Source organism: Brevibacillus parabrevis (genome assembly GCF_003710905.1).
GTDB lineage: Bacteria > Bacillota > Bacilli > Brevibacillales > Brevibacillaceae > Brevibacillus > Brevibacillus parabrevis.
Map to the genome: position 1 here is coordinate 164,941 of NZ_RHHV01000006.1, position 16,603 is coordinate 181,543.

Here is a 16,603-nt window from a genome sequence, read left to right on the forward strand (position 1 = left end):
GTGCCATGCTTTTACGGAAACGGGTGAGGATGCGGGTTCAACTGATCTAGAGCAAGCGGTTGTTTGGCATAGCCTAGCGTGACTGGCACGTGCAGCACGCGTTTCAGATTGGTCACTCGCGTCTGATGCTGTCCGAACGTCATGGGCAGCATTCCCGGAATCAGTACGCGCACGCAGGACAACCCGATGCGGCTCACTTCCGGTGTCGTCTGGTCGATGACAATGACGTCGAGCTCTAGCTTGCGAAACACTTGCAAAATGTCCTTCAGATCGTCTGTCAAATCGGTATGGCCGCCTTGCCAGGAAAAAGCTTCCGCAAAAGTCTGCATCGGTCTGTTGTTCCCAAGCAAAAAGTCGAGACGCTCTGCCGCCTCTGGCAAGCCGTAAAGCATGGCGTGGTCATCCATTTTTTTCACCAGCGACGAGTCGTGGTACATCCGCAAATACGCGGAGCGATTCGCTTCAAATTTGTCGTGCAGCGTATTCAGCATGGCAGCCGTCTCGTGAAGGGCGCCCTTGACGGCGCGAACCGGATCAGGGTGCGCACCACCCGCGCAGACGAGATGCAGTCCTGTCTGTTTCTTATTTTTCGCGATCGTCCACACGCTGGGAATCCCGTTTTCCATCGTCGCGTTGTACAAAAACAGCTCGTAGTCGGTGACAGACTGGAGCCGTGCGATCATCAGTTCCAGCTCCGTATCGCCAGATGTGTGCGGATCGAGTCGCGGCAGCGGCAGTTGCGCATACCACGTCAGCAAAAACGCATCGCGCTCCACCACTTCCATGATTCCGTAAAAGATCGCTTCCTCCAGACTGCCGCCGATCGCACAGCCATTCGACGTCTCAAATACGGTGCCGTCACCGAAGCCAAGGCTGTAGTAAGCCATCCGTTCGGGAACGAGCACGGGCCGCTCGCGGATGCAGGAATAGCCCCAAACCCAGTTTAACGGCCGTTTCGGATCAAACGGTTGAAAAGGAAATCCCGGCAGCGCATACTGCTCTTTTGAATGGACGCCGGCAGTGACCGGATTGAGCGCCTGCTCCCCCAGGTTGGCGTAACAATCGTAGACGACTGTCTTTTTGCCGCGCGGCGTCAGTCCGCAATATCGTTCCAGCCCTTCCAAAATCGCCGTCCCTTCACTATGGACGTAAGAATGGGAGCGGCCTGCCGTCGCTTCGTCATGGGGGAACAAAGGCAAATTGACGCTGACATCGGAAAAGACGGAGACAAGGTCGCGCATTTTCCCGTTAAAAAAGCCTGTTCTCGCATCTACATAGTCGGAGCGGAGCGCTTGCTTCCAATCGTCCAGCGACTTCACGCGGTAGCTTGTCGGGGAAGGCTTGGGATTCGGCTGCCAAGTAAATGTGGCCAGTTCTGGCGCGTCATCCGGCAGACACCCGCAATGACCGCAAAGCGGATCAGCCAGGAAAAAGTGCCGGGAGCTTGCCAGCGTCTGTAGATCGAGCAATTGGATATGTTCGTGCAGACGGGCTTGCTGGCGGCTGGCTATTCGCTGTACCTCGTCAATTACATAGTGACACACCTGCCATAATCCCGTTCGCGACGACCACACGTCGACTGCCGTTCCGCCTTCCTCTGTAAGCTGGAACTGGTACTCCCACATTTCTTTGCGATCGCGCCCAGCCATGAGCCGCCGCATGTCCGCGCACTGGGAACAGCCAGGCACGCCCGGACGAACGAGCGGCCCGATCACGGCTTCGCCAAACGAAACGAACGCCCTCAGCCACGGAATCCCGGATGCTTGGAAAAGCTTTTCGGCTTCCGTATGCTCATGCGGCCGCCATCCGTCTTGCAGCACAAGCGCCAAATCAATCTGTTCGTCGATCGGTTTCAGCACGCGCTGGCGCTGCACGCGATATTGTTTCGGAAGCTGCATGAAGACGAGATCAGCCAGCAGTCCTTCGCCCACAATCATAATCTCCATGCTCATGTCCCTCCTCCGCTCGCAATGCAAGGGCGATCACCCTTGACAAATCTTCCTGCAAAAACGTCTCTACAGCCGCATTGCGCAGCACAGGCACCAGCCGTTCCTTGGCAAGGACGTCCCGCGCCTGCTGCCAAAGTGTTTCCTCGCTCTCCGGAAAAGGCGGAAGTTCCACTTGCTGTTCACGCTCATCCAGAGCAACCTCCAGAGCCTTTACCGCATAGGCGATTTGCTCATCCGGCACTCCTTGGCTGTTTTGCAGCGCCGTTTGCAGTGCCTTGCGCAACGCGAGCGTATCGTGCAAGCCTACGCTGCCGTACCAACCGTTCTCCGTCCCTACCCAGTACACCGGAAATCCGCACAAATTCGCTCCTTTGGCGATTTTATGCCCTTGCTTCTGGAGCGCCAGCGCACGCGCGTAAAACAAACACGGCTCGTCTTGCCCCGTCCACTGCACGAGAGCGGCGGCTGGCGGCTGCTCCCGCACTTCTTTTGCCAATACAGCTTGCAAATAGTGCTCCAAAGCCCGGCACGCTGCTTCTGCCGCCGATTCTCCCGCGCCAATCGCAAAACCGATCTCCCCCGCACTGTCCGGCACAGAGGGGGCATCATCGTGCAGATGAATGCCAGCCGCCTGGATGCCGCATGCGCTCATCAGGCGCGAAACGTACATCTCCGTCCCTGTCAATCCCGCTTCCTTGCGCGCTTCCTCATGCGTATACCCCGGGCAAATGCGGACAGGCAACAGCTCGGCGGGGCCAACTGCAACGGGATCGACCGCCTGCACCTGACACTGGGAGAGCGGAAGTTGCATCAGCTCGCCTTCCTCCCACGTGTGAAAAATGCCGACGTCAGGCGAGGTCCATGACTGAAAAGCCGCAAGCAAGCCGTCCTTTGGCGATGTAGTCTCTGCGAAAAACGACTGTTCATCAACAGGCAAAAAGCGCGGTTTGCTTTTGACGAGAGGATGCGGCATGGCCGTTCGCCAGCTCCCCGTGAGCGTATCCAGATCGAGCAGAAAAAGCTTGCCCGCCGACTCTGCCTTCACCACGCCAGTCACATGCTTGAACCATTCCATGACCGCCGCGTTTGCCAACAGAGCGGCTGACGTAGCTGTAAAAGGATGATCTTCTGCATTCCCGCTCAAAAAGACCCGGTGGAAGCGGCGTACGACCGAATCGAGGCACACGGGCGAAGACGGCTGCATCACCGGGCCTGCAATGCCCTTTTGCAAAAGCAAAAACACAGGAATGAACACAATGCCCCGCTCCTGGCAAAGCGCATACACCAGCTCCATCTCGCTGCGATCCCCGGAATCTGAGCCGTACAGCACCGCAGAAACTGGCGCCAGCGTCTTTTCCCAGCAGGCCCGGCTTTGCTCGCGCACGGTTAGCTCTGTCAGCTTTGCCTCGTCATCTTTTTGCCGGACATGTGCATGCAGCTCGGTCAGGCGAGCTTTGTTGACCAGGCTCGCGTCCGTGACGGCGTAATGAACATGCGGGCACCCCGATTCCCACAGCGCATGGATCAGCGCGGGCACAAAGCTCCCGCTCCCTGCAACGAGCGGCTTTTGCTGCCGATACGTCTGGAAAGCATGACCGCCCGAGCCAATCAGGTGATCCAAAAAGGCAATTTGTGCCGAAAACTGCTCCACCACCGCGGGAGAAAGCTCATGCGGCAAGCGCTGGCTGACATCTTGGGCAAACCCGTTTTCCAGCAAAAGACTGGCGATTTTATGAATCTGAGCCTGGTACTCCGCTGGCAAATCGTCCGTAATTTCCGCCAGCGTGTGCTCTCCGTTGAAAATGGGCACCAGCTGCGAAACCCATTGATCGATCATTTCTCCTTCCATCCGAAACGTCCCGACGTTATTGCGAAAATACACGCTGCCATCGGGATTGGGCAAAAAGAACGTATCCCGCTTCACTGCAAGACGCATCGCTCGGTTCAGTTTGACCATGCTCCTCCTCCTTGCTTGGCTGCGCTCGCCACTTTATGTGCCATGAAGGTGTCACCGTCATTGTATGAGCGGCTCTTTGTCCGACATGCTATTGCAAATAATGCCGGGAGCACGCTAAAAAAGCCCCAGCCTGGCGCAAGCCAAACCGGAGCTTTGGTTGTGTTGTTGCCGCTGCCAGGATGAGATTCCCCGGCTAAACGCAACGCGCACACGACGTACACGGAAAAAAGCACGGGAAGAAACACGTACCGAAGCAACTGCATGAACAGCTGCACGAACAACTGCAAGAGCAGTTGCACCTTGCACAACCGCCACATCGACCGCAACCGCCGCAGCCTCCACATCGGCCATGACCGCATCGGCCGCGCACCAGCATCGTTTCTTTCTCACTGTTTTTATCCCAGGGGGTCACTCGATCCGCCTTAAATTCAGAAGCTTTCAGTTTCTTCAGCTCTTTTTTGAACTCATTCATTACCAATCACCTCCGCCACTGCATGTAGCTACTCTACATTTATGTGGGGACACTAGGTATTCGTTCCATCCACGACCGCCCATTTTTCGGGTGTGCTGTCGATCCAGGCACAGGCCATGCGTATGCTTCCACACGGACAAGGTGTAAAAATCGGGTCGCTGGCTATAATGTTGTTGATTACCATGCGCTTTCTTTCAAGTGCACGGGAGCGAGGAAAGGGGATCATCATGAAAAAGTGGCTGCTCTTGTTCCTGTATGCGCTCATTTTTGCCATCGGCTTTGTATACAGAGACGTTTTGCTGAACTGGCTCTCCAGCGATTCGCCCGACCTGTTGCCGTTCATGTTTTTGGCTGCCGTTTTTCTCGGCTTGTTTCCCGTTATTCCGTTTGGGATTTTCGCAGGCATGATGGGAGCCAAATTCGGGCCATTTTGGGGAACGCTGATCAACTGGACAGGCTCTGTCGGCTCGGCGTTCCTGTTTTTTCTGTTCATACGCTACGGCTACCAGAAAGCCGGGCGCGATTATTTGACGAAATCTCCCCGGTTGGCTCTGTTTACGCGTGCATTTGAGCAAAACGCCTTCATCGCCGTGCTGTTCGCCCGACTCATCCCGATCATTCCCTCTCCGGTGATCAATATATATGCGGGAATCAGTGCCATCCCGATTTTGTCCTTTGCGCTGGCTACCGCCATCGGAAAAATCCCGACCATGCTGGTGTTCGCCTTTTTGGGCGACCAGCTGTTTCATAATGCCCAGCGCTCGTTCTGGACGCTGTTGTGTTACGCTGGCTTTCTCGGTCTTGCCTATCTTCTCTACCGCGTCTGGCAGGGGCGCAGCAAGAAAGTGAAGGCTCCTTCCTAGTCGTACAGGGCGGCCCACAGGAAACAGACTGATTTCCAAAGACGAAACCAGAATCTCGGGCAGTAAGTGATTGGGGCACCGCCACCCTCATCAGAGCAGAATGGCAGGCAAGCGGCTTTTGCGCTAGTACATATTCTTTTCCCGGCGTAACGCCGACATCATGGACGAGTCTCGCTAAACGACATTCCTTTGTCAGCGAGCGCACGTCTGAGCTGTTCAAGTGCTTTTGGCCCCATCCCGTGCAGCTTGCGCACATCTGCCTCGCTCACTGCCGTCAACTGTTTCAACTGATGGTAGCCTGCGCTCGCAAGCGCTCTTTTCGCAGGCTTCGCCAGCTCTTTTGGCAAATCGCTTTCCCAGTCTTCCGCATTTGTGCCCGTCATCTCTGCGCCCCCTTCCCCTCGTTATGGATATTTGCCAGAAAGCTCCGCCAAATAGCTTCTCATGCTTGCCAAAAGCTCCGGTGAATGAGTAACCGTCGCTTCTCGCCCCAGGCCGATGAAAAAGGTGGCGAAAAAATCGCGGTCGCTCTCTGCAATCTGGCCCGAAAGCGATCCTGTTCCATCCGGGCGAATCGTCAGCATCGGGGCAGACCAACGCTCCGCTTCGCACTTTTGCACTCCCACCCTTGTCAGTTCCGCACGGATCGCGATGCTGTTCTTTTCTTCTCCCGCAAGTCTGGACTCCCGATTGTCCAAATGAATATCCCGCAAATCAAGCGGTTCTGTCTCTGCACACTCGACAGCCGTTTGAATCCGGTCGCAGCGAAAGACGCGATAGCTGCTGGTGTAAAAACAATAGGCTGGACAGTACCACAGGCCATTTTGCGTGTAAATCCCGATTGGCTGAATGCGACGATTGGTTTGTTTTTCCCGGGATTCGTATGCGATCGCGAGCACCTTTTGGTTCACGGCTGCATCCAAAAGAATCGACAAGTGCGGAGAATCTGCCTGCCTTTTCGGTGTGACAAAATCAACGCGGTGTCTCATCTCGTCGATCCGCTCGCGGACATCTGGCGGCATGTAAGCGTAAAACTTGCTCGTGGCCGACGCCGCTTCCGCTGCAAAAGGCAAGGCGGAGTAATGGCGAAGCGATTGGATCGCAAAAAAGATGGCGACGGCTTCTTCCTCGGAAAAGGCGATAGGCGGCAAAATTCGCTCTTTCAGGACGCGGTAGCCGCCGTGCGGCCCTACTTCGGAATAAAGCGGCACGCCCCACTCGGATAATTCCTGCAAATCTCGCAAAATCGTTCGCTGCGACACGCCAAATTCTTGCGCCAGCTCGCCGACGGTAAATTTGCGTTTCCGGTTGACCGTCATTAATAGTTCCAGCAGTCTTTGTGTTTTCGCCATATCGGTTTCGTCCTTTTTATCTATGACAGCTTTTGTCATGATTATCTGTTATCGTCAAGATAAAGTCCAGTCAGGTGCTCTTTTGGGCACACCATAAGGAGGAATATGCCTTGACCACACAACACCAAGCAGCAACCCGCAAATACTTTTCATCGCAAAACTTGCGGCTCTCTTATCTCGACTTTGGCGGCGACAGCCCCAACGTGCTGCTTTGCTTGCACGGTCACATGAATGATGGGCGTGTGTTTGCGGAATTTGCCAGCAAACTGAGCGGCTGGCGCGTCATTAGCCTGGATCAGCGCGGCCATGGCTGGAGTGGGCATTCGCCGGAACAAGACTACTCCCGCAACGCCTACGTGCAGGACATTCTCGCTTTCGTCCAAAACGAACTTGGCGGGCAGCAAATCGCCTTGCTCGGCCATTCTCTTGGCGGCCTCAATGCTTATCAATTCGCTGCGCGTTACCCGGCGTATGTAAAAGCGCTGATCGTGGAAGATATCGGAACCGAAATCCATGTTGACCTGTCCTTTGTCGAGCGCCTGCCGCAACGCTCCGCTTCCCTCGAAGAACTGAAACAATCGCTGCGGCAAGTTGGCGTGCGCGCCGTGGATTATTTTGCGGAAAGCGTGTTGGAGGACGAGCACGGCTTCGCTTTTCGCTCTGATCTGTCTGGCATGCGCATCTCGCAGGAGCATTGCAACGGCGAATGGTGGACAGATTGGCTGGCCTCTGCATGCCCCGCTCTGCTCATTCACGGCAAACACAGCTTTGTGATGGACGAAGCACATGCCAAGCTGATGGCCGAACGCAGAGCGAACACCCGGCTTGCCGTGTTTGCCGAGTGCGGGCACGATATTCATTCGTCTGATCCAGACGGGTTTCAGCGGGAAGTGCAAGTATTTCTGGACGAGATCGCCCGCTCATAAAAAGGATTTGCGCCTCCTCAAACGAAATCGTATGGAGTTCATCCAAGGACGGGAGGCGCTCCATGAACAACCATTCCCACTCGCCCGCTGCCGCAGAAGCGATTTTGGCTGACCTGACAGCAGCGGTTCAGCACTATTTCGGCTTGCACATCCGGGAAGCCACACCGATCAACCGGGGTTGGCTCAATTTGAAATGGCACATTCGGACAGAGGAAGGCACATATTTGTTGAAGCAATACAACCAAAAAAGGTTTGCTTTATACGATCCGGCTGATTTGGCTGTCGCTTTTTCCGAGCAAGCGAGACTGCATGCCGCGGGCCTGCCCTGTCCGATGCTGTTCGCCCATGACGGACGATTTTTGCTGGAATCCGCTCACGGAGAGCGCTTTCTGGTCATGGAATTTTGCGAGGGGCAGTTGGTGTCGCCGGGGAAAGCTTCACAGGCGCAGATGTACGATCTGGGCCGAGTGACCGGGCGGATGCACCATTTGCTGAACGACGGATCGATTGCGATTGCAGGCCAGAAACAGCCGCAGTTCGTTCCCCCGGAGCGGGCACAGCGACTGGCCCATTGGCACTCTGTTTGGCAAAATGTGCAGCATGCGGGGAAAACCGAGCTGCAAGGATTCGTAGAACAGCAAATCATCGCGACGGAAAAGCTTGAGTTGTCGCCTTTCGAAGCTTTGCACAGCGGATGGGCTCACCGCGATTTATGGGTGGACAACTTGCTGTTCGCTGCGGATCGCGTCACCGCCGTGCTCGACTTTGACCGGATGAAATACGACTACCCACAGCTCGATGTGGCGAGAGCGATCCTGTCTTGCGCGCTGGACGAGCAGCTTGACCCGGCGCTTGCGCGGGCATTCCTATCCGGCTACAAGGAAGTGCGCCCAGTGGAACATGGCTATTTGACGACTAGAATCCAGCTGTTGTGGTACTTGGAAAGCGTTTGGTGGATTACGGCAGACATGGATCGGCACAGTGCCCCGCCCGCCCGTTTTGCCAAAGAAATGATCTGGCTCGCTAAGCATCTCGACAGCTTGCCTGATTTGCTGGGCGATTTGTAGTTTACAGAATAAAATTACGGTTAACTAAATGCTGAAAGGAGCTAATTCTAGCAAGATTTTCCGGCGCTTTCAGTTCTTGTGATAAACAAAGAACCTCCATTTGGCGTGGAGGTTTCTTCGTCTTTTTGATGATGGTGTTTTGCCGGGCTTGTCTTAACAAGGACTGGTTTCCTACGGCGTTTTGCTGGCAGTGCCCTCAAGAGGAAGTAACAAACATTGTTGCAAATACCACTGTAATTAATGTTATCCCAAGGGAAATAAGACCCGTCGTTACTTGTTTTTTCTTCTCAGCAACACTTCCTTTCTTATACTGGCTTACTGCTCTGACAATACATATGGCCGTGAAAGATAAAGAAAAGATTAGAATGATGTTGGCCAACTGTTGCATATCTCTATCCTCCTTGTACACCCATAAGGGACAGATGCAAATGGCAAAGCTACCGGATAGTTCTCCCGGCAGCCCATGTTTTTGCTATCCTCTTCCCTTCATTCAGCTATCGTTCCCCGACAGGATCGTGCCTAGAGGTTCCCCCTACAGCTTCGTAAACTCCACTCCATACTGCTTAAATATCGCCTCATATTGCTTTTCAAATATCGTCCATCGCTGTTCTGCCCCATGCTTTTCCTGCAACGCCTGCAAATACTGTTTGGCCGCTGCTACATCATTCGTTTGCAACAGCAAATGAAAGCTCTCTTCGCCCAAATGCAAAAACGGGCCTGACGTGTAATAATCCACGATGGACCTGGCACTGGTCATCGTACGATAGAATTGAACAACTTGTTGCAATCCACTTAACAGCGTTTTGCGTACGTCATCCATTTTCGTATCAGCAGTGATGGCAAAGCGATCTGGAGCCACCTCGGCAATTTCCCTGATTCTTGCCCTGAAATGACAATCTGCTTCTTTCGGCTCAGTCAAAACGTCCTTCGCTTGGATCTGCGCCAGCTCCGCCGAATAAATGCCGCAGTTCACATAAAACATGAGATGATCAGCTGAATTGCCAGCGGATTTTTGGAAGTTGAGCATGTAAATGAGATTGTCTGTTATTTTGTAGAAATTCAAACTTTTCTTGACAAAGCCATGCTGCGCAAGGAACGGCTTCACGTCCTGCTTGATCATCTCGTTAAAAAGCTGTTGCAACATACTCCCCCCTGGAAGATACAATTTGTCCATATTATAGCATTTATTTGGCAGCTATCTCACGAAAGGTGCAGCGTATGCCCCTTTCGCCATTGCTTCGATTGGGGAAAGGTGGAAAAATCGGAATCTGAATCAGGAGAAAAACCGTTTAGTAACGGTGCTCCGCCTGTCCGTTCGGCAAAAAATGATCTGGCTGTGCTGATGCCGCAACATCTCGACAGCTTGGCCGACAAATGAGCAGATCGTTGTCTACAGAATGTTATTATGGTAAACAAAAATGATTTGCAGCTGCCCGCAATCCGTAAAGCGACGCCTGCACTCTTCAACGTATACAATCACTGCTCCATAAAAAAACAGCGGTCAACCTGGAGTATGCTGCTGTCATTCCTCCTTGTTGACCGCTGTTCGTTTCTATCACCTTATGGCTCGCCAATATTGTGTGTGCAAGAAGCTGTCTACGTGCACAAGAGGCTGCCTTCGTGTACAAGAAGCTATTTCCGTGCACAAGAAGCTGTCTCCGTGCACAAGAAGCTATCTCCACTTCCAAGACGCTACTACCTACTTGCCTTTTGAAAAAAGCACATCCCCCCGCCACTCAAAACTGAGCGGCGTCCCTTTCTTCTCCGGCTCCCACCCTTGCTGCACGGCTTCGGCGATGATCGCCTCCACATCGGAAGGCTTGATCGCTCGCCGCTCCTGTGCAAGCGGCGAATCGCCTGCCTGCTCCGTCGCCGCAGACATTACGGGCACGTCCGCCTTCATGTACACCCGGATCAACTGCCCGGCCTCCCCGGCGCTCTGAATCGTCACGACAAGCATTCCTTGCCCCGCTGAGCTGACGACCCAGCGGTACGTTTTTTGCTGAACCGTTATGCTCCGCGTTCCTTTTTTCGGTAAAGCCATCTACTCCTCCTGACTTTTCTCGCCCGTTACAGACTACGGGCTGTTTTCATGATGCATCTGCTCCTGCGACCGCTCGCCTGCAACCGGCAGCGCAAATGTCAGCGACTGAAACCAGGCGAAAACGATAATGAGCAGGAGCGCGCTGACCACCGGATGCCTTAGTTTGCCAAAGACGCTTGCCTCATTCGCTTGCTCCACTCCATGCCATCGCTCCATCAGCAACAGACACGCCGTATACAGCATCGCCAAGAAAAACAACAGCGGCTCTGCCTGCTCCAGCGTCATCATCTCGCCGAGCATCGCGCCCATCATGCCAGCCATCAACCCGGATAGCGTCCCTTCCACAATCGTCAGCACGGACAAGCGCAAGCCGAAGACGAATCCGGCAAAAGCGCCGCAAGTCATCCCCCACAGCGTGGAGCGGGACAGATTCCCCTGGAACAGCAGACCGAAAAGCAGACCTGTCAACAAGCCCACCAGCATGGCGACAGCCATCGCGCTCACCATTCCGTGCATCGGCTGGATGTGCGCCCTCCTTCGCCAGACCAAGCCGGTAAACCAGACGTACCCGATCAGTACGAACGCAAATATTTGCCAAACGGCGCTCATGATACCACCTCTACGTATATGTCCCTCCCTACACCGTATGTCCACGAGTGGCAAAACAGGACAAGAACGCGCGGCGAATCAAAGAGATAGCCGACAAACCGGGCACGCCTGACACGTCACAGCTCAACCACTTTCGTCGCGATGTTTTGGCAAAACTCCCGGTCATGCTCGACAAACAAAATCGTCGGCGCATGCTCCAAAAGCAGCTCCTCCAACTGCATGCGCGACAGCACATCGATAAAGTTCAACGGCTCATCCCAAACGTACAAATGCGCCCGCTCGGAAAGACTTTTCGCGATCAGCACCTTTTTCTTTTGCCCGCCGCTGAACGAAGCCATGTCTTTTTCGAATTGCGTCCGGGAAAAATCCAGCTTGCGCAAAATGGCTTTGAACAAGCTTTCGTCTATGTCGTTGCTTTTCGCATAGGCCGTCAAGCTGCCCTGCAAATGCGACGTATCCTGGGAGACGTAGGAGATTTTCAGCTGGCTTCCTTGGCGAAACGTTCCCGTGTAGCTCACGTCCTCGCCGCAAATCAGCTTGAGAATGCTCGATTTCCCCGAACCATTTTTCCCGGACAGAGCAATTCGCTCGCCTTGTGAAATAGAAAAGCGAACGCTGCCCGTCACCTGCTTATCTCCGTAGAAAATCGCCACATCTTCCAGTTCGATCAGGCGATCTTTATGATACGTCAGCGGAGAGATTTTCAGTGCTTCGCTCTGCTCCACATTTTTCAGCAGCTTCGCCTTGTCTTCGATAGCCGAATGCTGCCTTTGCTCGATCGATTTGGAGCGCTTCATCATTTTCGCTGCCTTGTGACCAATATAGCCTTTGTCGACCTTGGAGCCGGAATTGGTCGTACCGTTTTTCGTTTTTTCCACCTCATGCGACCAGCCGCTGGTGCGCTTCGCGGACTCGGACAGGCGTTTGATGTCTTTTTTCAGCCGCTCGTTTTCAGCCAGCTCAAAGTGATCCTGGCGCTGCTTGTTTTCCCACCAGGTCGAGAAGTTGCCTTTTTGAATCTCGATGTTGGTTTTGTTGATCGACAAAATATGGTCGACGCAATTGTCGAGGAAGGCGCGGTCATGAGACACGAGAATAAAGCCGTGCTTGGTCTGCAAATAGTCGCTGACCAGCTTCCTGCCTTCCATGTCCAGATGGTTCGTCGGCTCGTCAATGAGCAGGAAGCTGTTTTCCTTCAAAAACAAGGCGGCGAGAAGCACCTTGGTCTGTTCGCCGTTGGACAGCGTAGCAAACGGCCGATACAAAACTTCCTCGTCGATTTGCAAATAAGAGAACTCGCGCAAAAGCTCCCACTCCATATAGTCAGGGATTACTTCGCTAATGACATCCGCTGTGTTTTGCTGCTTGTTTTCAATCAGGTACGGAAAATATTCAAACGTCACCTGGGAAGAGATCGTTCCGCTGTACTCATGGCGACCGAGCAAAAGCTGGAGAAACGTCGTCTTTCCCCTTCCGTTTCGTCCGGTAAAGCCGAGCTTCCAGTCCGTATCAATCTGGAAGCTGACATTTTCAAAAATGTGATCAAAACTGCCGTCGTAGGCAAAAGTCAAATTCGTCACTTTGATGGTCGACATACAATCGTCCTCCTTGGAAAAAAATCAAAAAGAGCTGCAAGAAAGTTACTCTCTCGCAGCTCAAATACATATAACAAACCAAACCCCAGCAAGGAGTCAGATTGCATATACCGTTTGAGTGAACAGATGTCGTAACTTTCTTGCGTATAAGGAAATAAACATGCGAAATCCATCGCAATCGTTTTCCTTTACTAGCAAGAAAGCTTCCTACATCGGCTTCAACTCCAGTCATCAAAGTAACCTCATCTTACCATATCTGCTAACACCATTCAACCGCAAGCAGGGTTGACCACCACTAGAGTACGTTTCCCATTGCCAGCAAGCAACCATCCTCAGGCTTTACTTGCCGGAAACAGGCTCGCTTTCTTTCAGATCGAGCGGGTTTTTCTCCAAAAAGTTGGTAGCGAATTGGCCGGAGACAAAATCCGGATGCTCCAGCAATTTTTCGTGAAACGGCACAGTCGTGTGCACGCCTTCGATCACAAATTCGCGCAAGGCGCGCTTCATGCGGGCCAGCGCTTCCTCGCGGCTGCCACCCCACACAATCAGCTTGGCGACCATCGAATCGTAAAAAGGCGAGATGTCATAGCCCGGATAAACAGCGCTGTCCACGCGCACGCCGTAGCCGCCTGGAGGCAAGTAATTGGTCACTTTTCCCGGCGATGGCATGAAGTTTTTCGCAGGATTTTCCGCGTTGATCCGGCATTCGATGGCCCAGCCGTTGATCTTCACCTCATCCTGGGAAAAAGACAGCGGATTGCCCGCGGCAACCGAGATTTGCTCTTTGATCAGGTCGATCCCTGTAATCATTTCGGTGACCGGATGCTCTACCTGAATGCGCGTGTTCATTTCCATGAAGTAAAACTGCCCGTGACGATCGAGCAAAAATTCCACCGTACCTGCTCCGTGGTAAGAAACAGCTTTTGCCGCTGCCACGGCAGCTTGCCCCATCCGCTCGCGCAATTCCTGATCCAGCGCTGGCGATGGCGCTTCCTCCACCAGCTTTTGATGGCGGCGCTGAATCGAGCAATCCCGTTCGCCGAGGTGGACGACATTCCCGTGCTTGTCGCCCATGACCTGAATCTCTACGTGGCGCGGCTCCTCGACGTACTTTTCCAAATACACGCCCGCGTTGCCAAAAGCGGTTTCCGCTTCTTTTTGCGCCTGGCGAATCGCTTTTTCCAGTTCCTCGGCGTCATAAGCGACGCGCATGCCGCGACCGCCTCCCCCCGCCGTAGCTTTGACGATCACAGGGTAGCCGATTTCCCCGGCCACTTGCACTGCTTCCTCGATGTCGTCGATCAATCCGTCTGTTCCCGGAACGAGCGGGACATTGGCAGCACTCATCGTTGCTTTCGCGACGGCTTTGTCGCCCATTTTCGTAATCGCTTCGGGATCTGGCCCGATGAACGTGATGGAGCAATCTTGGCAAAGCTGGGCAAACGAAGCGTTTTCCGCCAAAAAGCCGTAGCCGGGATGAATCGCATCCACCCCTGTGAGCAAAGCGACCGTCATGATGCGGGGCATGTTCAAATAGCTCTCCCTGGACTCTTTCGGCCCGATGCAGTAAGCTTCATCCGCCAGCTCGACATGCAGCGCTTCGCGGTCAGCTTCCGAGTAGATCGCTACCGTAGCGATTCCCAACTCCTGGCACGCTCGAATAATGCGCACGGCGATTTCGCCGCGATTGGCAACCAATACTTTCCTGAACATAGGAACGCTCCTTCTTACTGTGGCTTGACAACAAGCAACGGTTTTCCGTAATCGACCAATTGACCATCCTGCACCAACATTTCGGCCACAACCCCATTCGCCGTGGAAACGATGTCCGAGGACAGTTGCAAAGCGTCGACCGTGCAGCGGCCGATCACATCATCTGCCTTGATCGTCTGCCCGACCTTCACCTGGGCGTAAAACAGTCCGACTGACGTGGACAGGACGAGCTGAGGTGTTTTTTCCGGCGCGGGAGTTTCCTGCTCCTTCTCGACGGCAAGTGTCGCTGTTTCAGTTGTGGCGGCGGCTTGCTGGTATCCTTGATCCACCTCGTCTGTCTGAACCGGAAGCGGCGTCGCGCTCACTGCCGCAGGCTCGCTTTTTTTGATGACGATTCGCTCTTTGCCCTTTTCCCATTCCAGCTCCTCGATGGACGACTGGTTGACCAGCTTGATCAATTCACGCAGTTCATGCAGCTTCATGCAAGATGCTCCCCTCTTACAATGGGATGTTCCCATGCTTTTTGTACGGACGGTCTTCCTGCTTGTTTCTGAGCATCTCCAACGCCTGGGCGACCTTCATCCGGGTTTCCCGCGGGTCGATGACGTCGTCGACCATGCCGAGGCTTGCCGCCACGTACGGATTAGCGAATTTCTCGCGGTAGAGCGCGATTTTTTCCGCGCGGGTTGCCGCCGGATTTTCGCTGCTCTCGATTTCTTTTGCGAAAATGACGTTCGCAGCACCTTCTGGGCCCATGACGGCAATTTCCGCATTTGGCCAGGCGTAGACGATATCTGCGCCAATCGACTTGGAATTGAGCGCCACGTATGCGCCGCCGTACGCTTTGCGCAAAATGACGGTAATTTTCGGCACGGTCGCTTCCGAGTACGCATACAAAATCTTCGCCCCGTGGCGGATGATTCCTCCGTGCTCCTGGTTGATCCCCGGGAAAAAGCCGGAGACATCCTCAAAGGTCAACAGCGGGATGTTGAAGCAATCGCAGAAGCGGATGAACCTGGCCAGCTTGTCGGAAGAATGAATGTCGAGTCCGCCCGCCATTACTTTCGGCTGGTTGGCGATGATCCCGACACTGTGGCCGTCGATCCGCGCCAGTCCGATGACGATGTTGCGGGCAAAATTCGGCTGCACTTCCATGAAGTCGCCGTGATCCACGATTTTCTCGATCACTTTGCGAACGTCATACACTTTCGTGCTCTCGGCCGGAACCAGCTCCAGCAGCTCTTCCTGCCATTCTGCGCCGCCCGCAGCTTCGAGGACAGGAGCGCGGTCGCGGTTGTTTTGCGGCAGGAAGCTGAGCAGCCTGCGCACTGATTCCAGCACCTCTTGCTCGGATTCGGCCGTAAAGTGGGCATTGCCGCTGACCGTGGAGTGGACGCGCGCGCCGCCCAAGTCTTCCGCGGAAATTTTCTCGCCGGTTACTGTCTCGATCACTTTTGGTCCGGTGATGAACATTTGGCTCGTCTTTTCGACCATAAACACGAAGTCGGTAATGGCCGGAGAGTAGACCGCTCCGCCCGCGCAAGGCCCCAAAATGACCGAGATTTGCGGGATCACCCCGGAGTAGATCGCATTGCGGTAAAAAATCGTGCCGTATCCGTCCAGCGAGCTGACGCCTTCCTGAATGCGTGCGCCGCCGGAGTCGTTCAATCCGATGAACGGAGCGCCGTTTTTCGCGGCCAAATCCATGACTTTGGCGATCTTCATGGCGTGCATCTCGCCGAGCGCACCGCCAAATACAGTGAAGTCCTGCGCGAACAAATAAACAGGGCGACCGTTGATTTTGCCGTATCCGGTTACGACGCCTTCGCCCGGCGCTTCCATCTGATCCAGTCCGAAATGCGTCGCTCTGTGCTCGACGAACGGATTCAGCTCCATGAACGTATCCGGGTCGAGCAACAGCTCGATCCGCTCGCGGGCAGTCAGCTTGCCGCGGTTATGCTGGGCATCAATCCGGGCGTCACCGCCGCCCAGCTCGATTTTGAATTTTCGCTCCATCAAGTCATCGATTTTTTTGTGCATGTCGCTCATTGTCCGA

16 protein-coding genes are annotated in these 16,603 nt (G+C 54.2%); 3 read left to right on the top strand and 13 right to left on the bottom strand.

All coding sequences use genetic code 11. The features are described 5' to 3' along the window. Positions 1-11: 11 nt before the first annotated feature. The 3 genes from EDM60_RS07230 to EDM60_RS07240 all read right to left on the bottom strand — a co-directional run bounded on the left by EDM60_RS07230 (position 12) and on the right by EDM60_RS07240 (position 4,378). Positions 12-1,952: a TOMM precursor leader peptide-binding protein gene (locus EDM60_RS07230; RefSeq protein WP_122963358.1), complete on the bottom strand. Its 1,941-nt coding sequence runs from the start codon at positions 1,950-1,952 to the stop codon at positions 12-14. Beyond that, complete coding sequence (locus EDM60_RS07235) at positions 1,909-3,906, bottom strand: putative thiazole-containing bacteriocin maturation protein (protein WP_122963359.1); 1,998 nt, start codon at positions 3,904-3,906, stop codon at positions 1,909-1,911. Before EDM60_RS07235 ends, EDM60_RS07230 begins: the two co-directional genes overlap by 44 nt. Before the next feature lie 193 nt (positions 3,907-4,099). Then, complete coding sequence (locus tag EDM60_RS07240; protein ID WP_122963360.1) at positions 4,100-4,378, bottom strand: heterocycloanthracin/sonorensin family bacteriocin; 279 nt, start codon at positions 4,376-4,378, stop codon at positions 4,100-4,102. 227 nt (positions 4,379-4,605) lie between these two features. Here EDM60_RS07240 and EDM60_RS07245 point away from each other — a divergent pair, with 227 nt between their 5' ends. After that, entirely contained in the window at positions 4,606-5,241 is a 636-nt protein-coding gene (locus EDM60_RS07245; protein ID WP_167470248.1) for a TVP38/TMEM64 family protein, read from the top strand. Positions 5,242-5,399: 158 nt separating this feature from the next. Here the strand turns inward: EDM60_RS07245 and EDM60_RS07250 are convergent, their stop codons facing one another. Further along, a complete protein-coding gene (locus tag EDM60_RS07250) occupies positions 5,400-5,624 on the bottom strand; it encodes a helix-hairpin-helix domain-containing protein (protein WP_122963362.1) in 225 nt (74 codons plus the stop codon). A gap of 21 nt (positions 5,625-5,645) precedes the next feature. Continuing rightward, on the bottom strand, positions 5,646-6,593 hold the full coding sequence (locus EDM60_RS07255) for a helix-turn-helix transcriptional regulator (protein ID WP_122963363.1): 948 nt from the start codon (positions 6,591-6,593) through the stop codon (positions 5,646-5,648). A 110-nt stretch (positions 6,594-6,703) separates the two neighbouring features. On the opposite strand from EDM60_RS07255, the gene EDM60_RS07260 reads away from it, so the two are divergent. Both EDM60_RS07260 and EDM60_RS07265 read left to right on the top strand, forming a co-directional pair. Beyond that, entirely contained in the window at positions 6,704-7,519 is an 816-nt protein-coding gene (locus EDM60_RS07260; protein WP_122963364.1) for an alpha/beta fold hydrolase, read from the top strand. Between the two features lie 62 nt (positions 7,520-7,581). Next, the gene (locus tag EDM60_RS07265) at positions 7,582-8,586 is read left to right on the top strand and encodes a phosphotransferase (RefSeq protein WP_122963365.1); all 1,005 of its coding nucleotides are present in this window, start codon (positions 7,582-7,584) and stop codon (positions 8,584-8,586) included. A gap of 196 nt (positions 8,587-8,782) precedes the next feature. On the opposite strand, the gene EDM60_RS07270 is transcribed toward EDM60_RS07265, so the two are convergent. The 8 genes from EDM60_RS07270 to EDM60_RS07305 all read right to left on the bottom strand — a co-directional run bounded on the left by EDM60_RS07270 (position 8,783) and on the right by EDM60_RS07305 (position 16,596). Next, positions 8,783-8,974, bottom strand: a complete 192-nt coding sequence (locus EDM60_RS07270; RefSeq protein ID WP_122963366.1) for a hypothetical protein — start codon at positions 8,972-8,974, stop codon at positions 8,783-8,785. A 144-nt stretch (positions 8,975-9,118) separates the two neighbouring features. Next, positions 9,119-9,730, bottom strand: coding sequence for a DUF4304 domain-containing protein (locus EDM60_RS07275; RefSeq protein ID WP_122963367.1), 612 nt, complete (start codon positions 9,728-9,730; stop codon positions 9,119-9,121). 555 nt (positions 9,731-10,285) lie between these two features. After that, entirely contained in the window at positions 10,286-10,630 is a 345-nt protein-coding gene (locus EDM60_RS07280; protein WP_122963368.1) for a hypothetical protein, read from the bottom strand. A 33-nt stretch (positions 10,631-10,663) separates the two neighbouring features. Beyond that, positions 10,664-11,239, bottom strand: a complete 576-nt coding sequence (locus EDM60_RS07285) for a hypothetical protein (RefSeq protein WP_122963369.1) — start codon at positions 11,237-11,239, stop codon at positions 10,664-10,666. Positions 11,240-11,355: 116 nt separating this feature from the next. Beyond that, positions 11,356-12,834, bottom strand: a complete 1,479-nt coding sequence (locus tag EDM60_RS07290; protein WP_122963370.1) for an Lsa family ABC-F type ribosomal protection protein — start codon at positions 12,832-12,834, stop codon at positions 11,356-11,358. 339 nt (positions 12,835-13,173) lie between these two features. Continuing rightward, complete coding sequence (accC, locus tag EDM60_RS07295; protein ID WP_122963371.1) at positions 13,174-14,547, bottom strand: acetyl-CoA carboxylase biotin carboxylase subunit; 1,374 nt, start codon at positions 14,545-14,547, stop codon at positions 13,174-13,176. Between the two features lie 14 nt (positions 14,548-14,561). Then, positions 14,562-15,029, bottom strand: a complete 468-nt coding sequence (locus EDM60_RS07300) for an acetyl-CoA carboxylase biotin carboxyl carrier protein (RefSeq protein WP_122963372.1) — start codon at positions 15,027-15,029, stop codon at positions 14,562-14,564. A 16-nt stretch (positions 15,030-15,045) separates the two neighbouring features. Then, entirely contained in the window at positions 15,046-16,596 is a 1,551-nt protein-coding gene (locus tag EDM60_RS07305) for an acyl-CoA carboxylase subunit beta (protein WP_122963373.1), read from the bottom strand. Positions 16,597-16,603 lie beyond the last annotated feature (7 nt).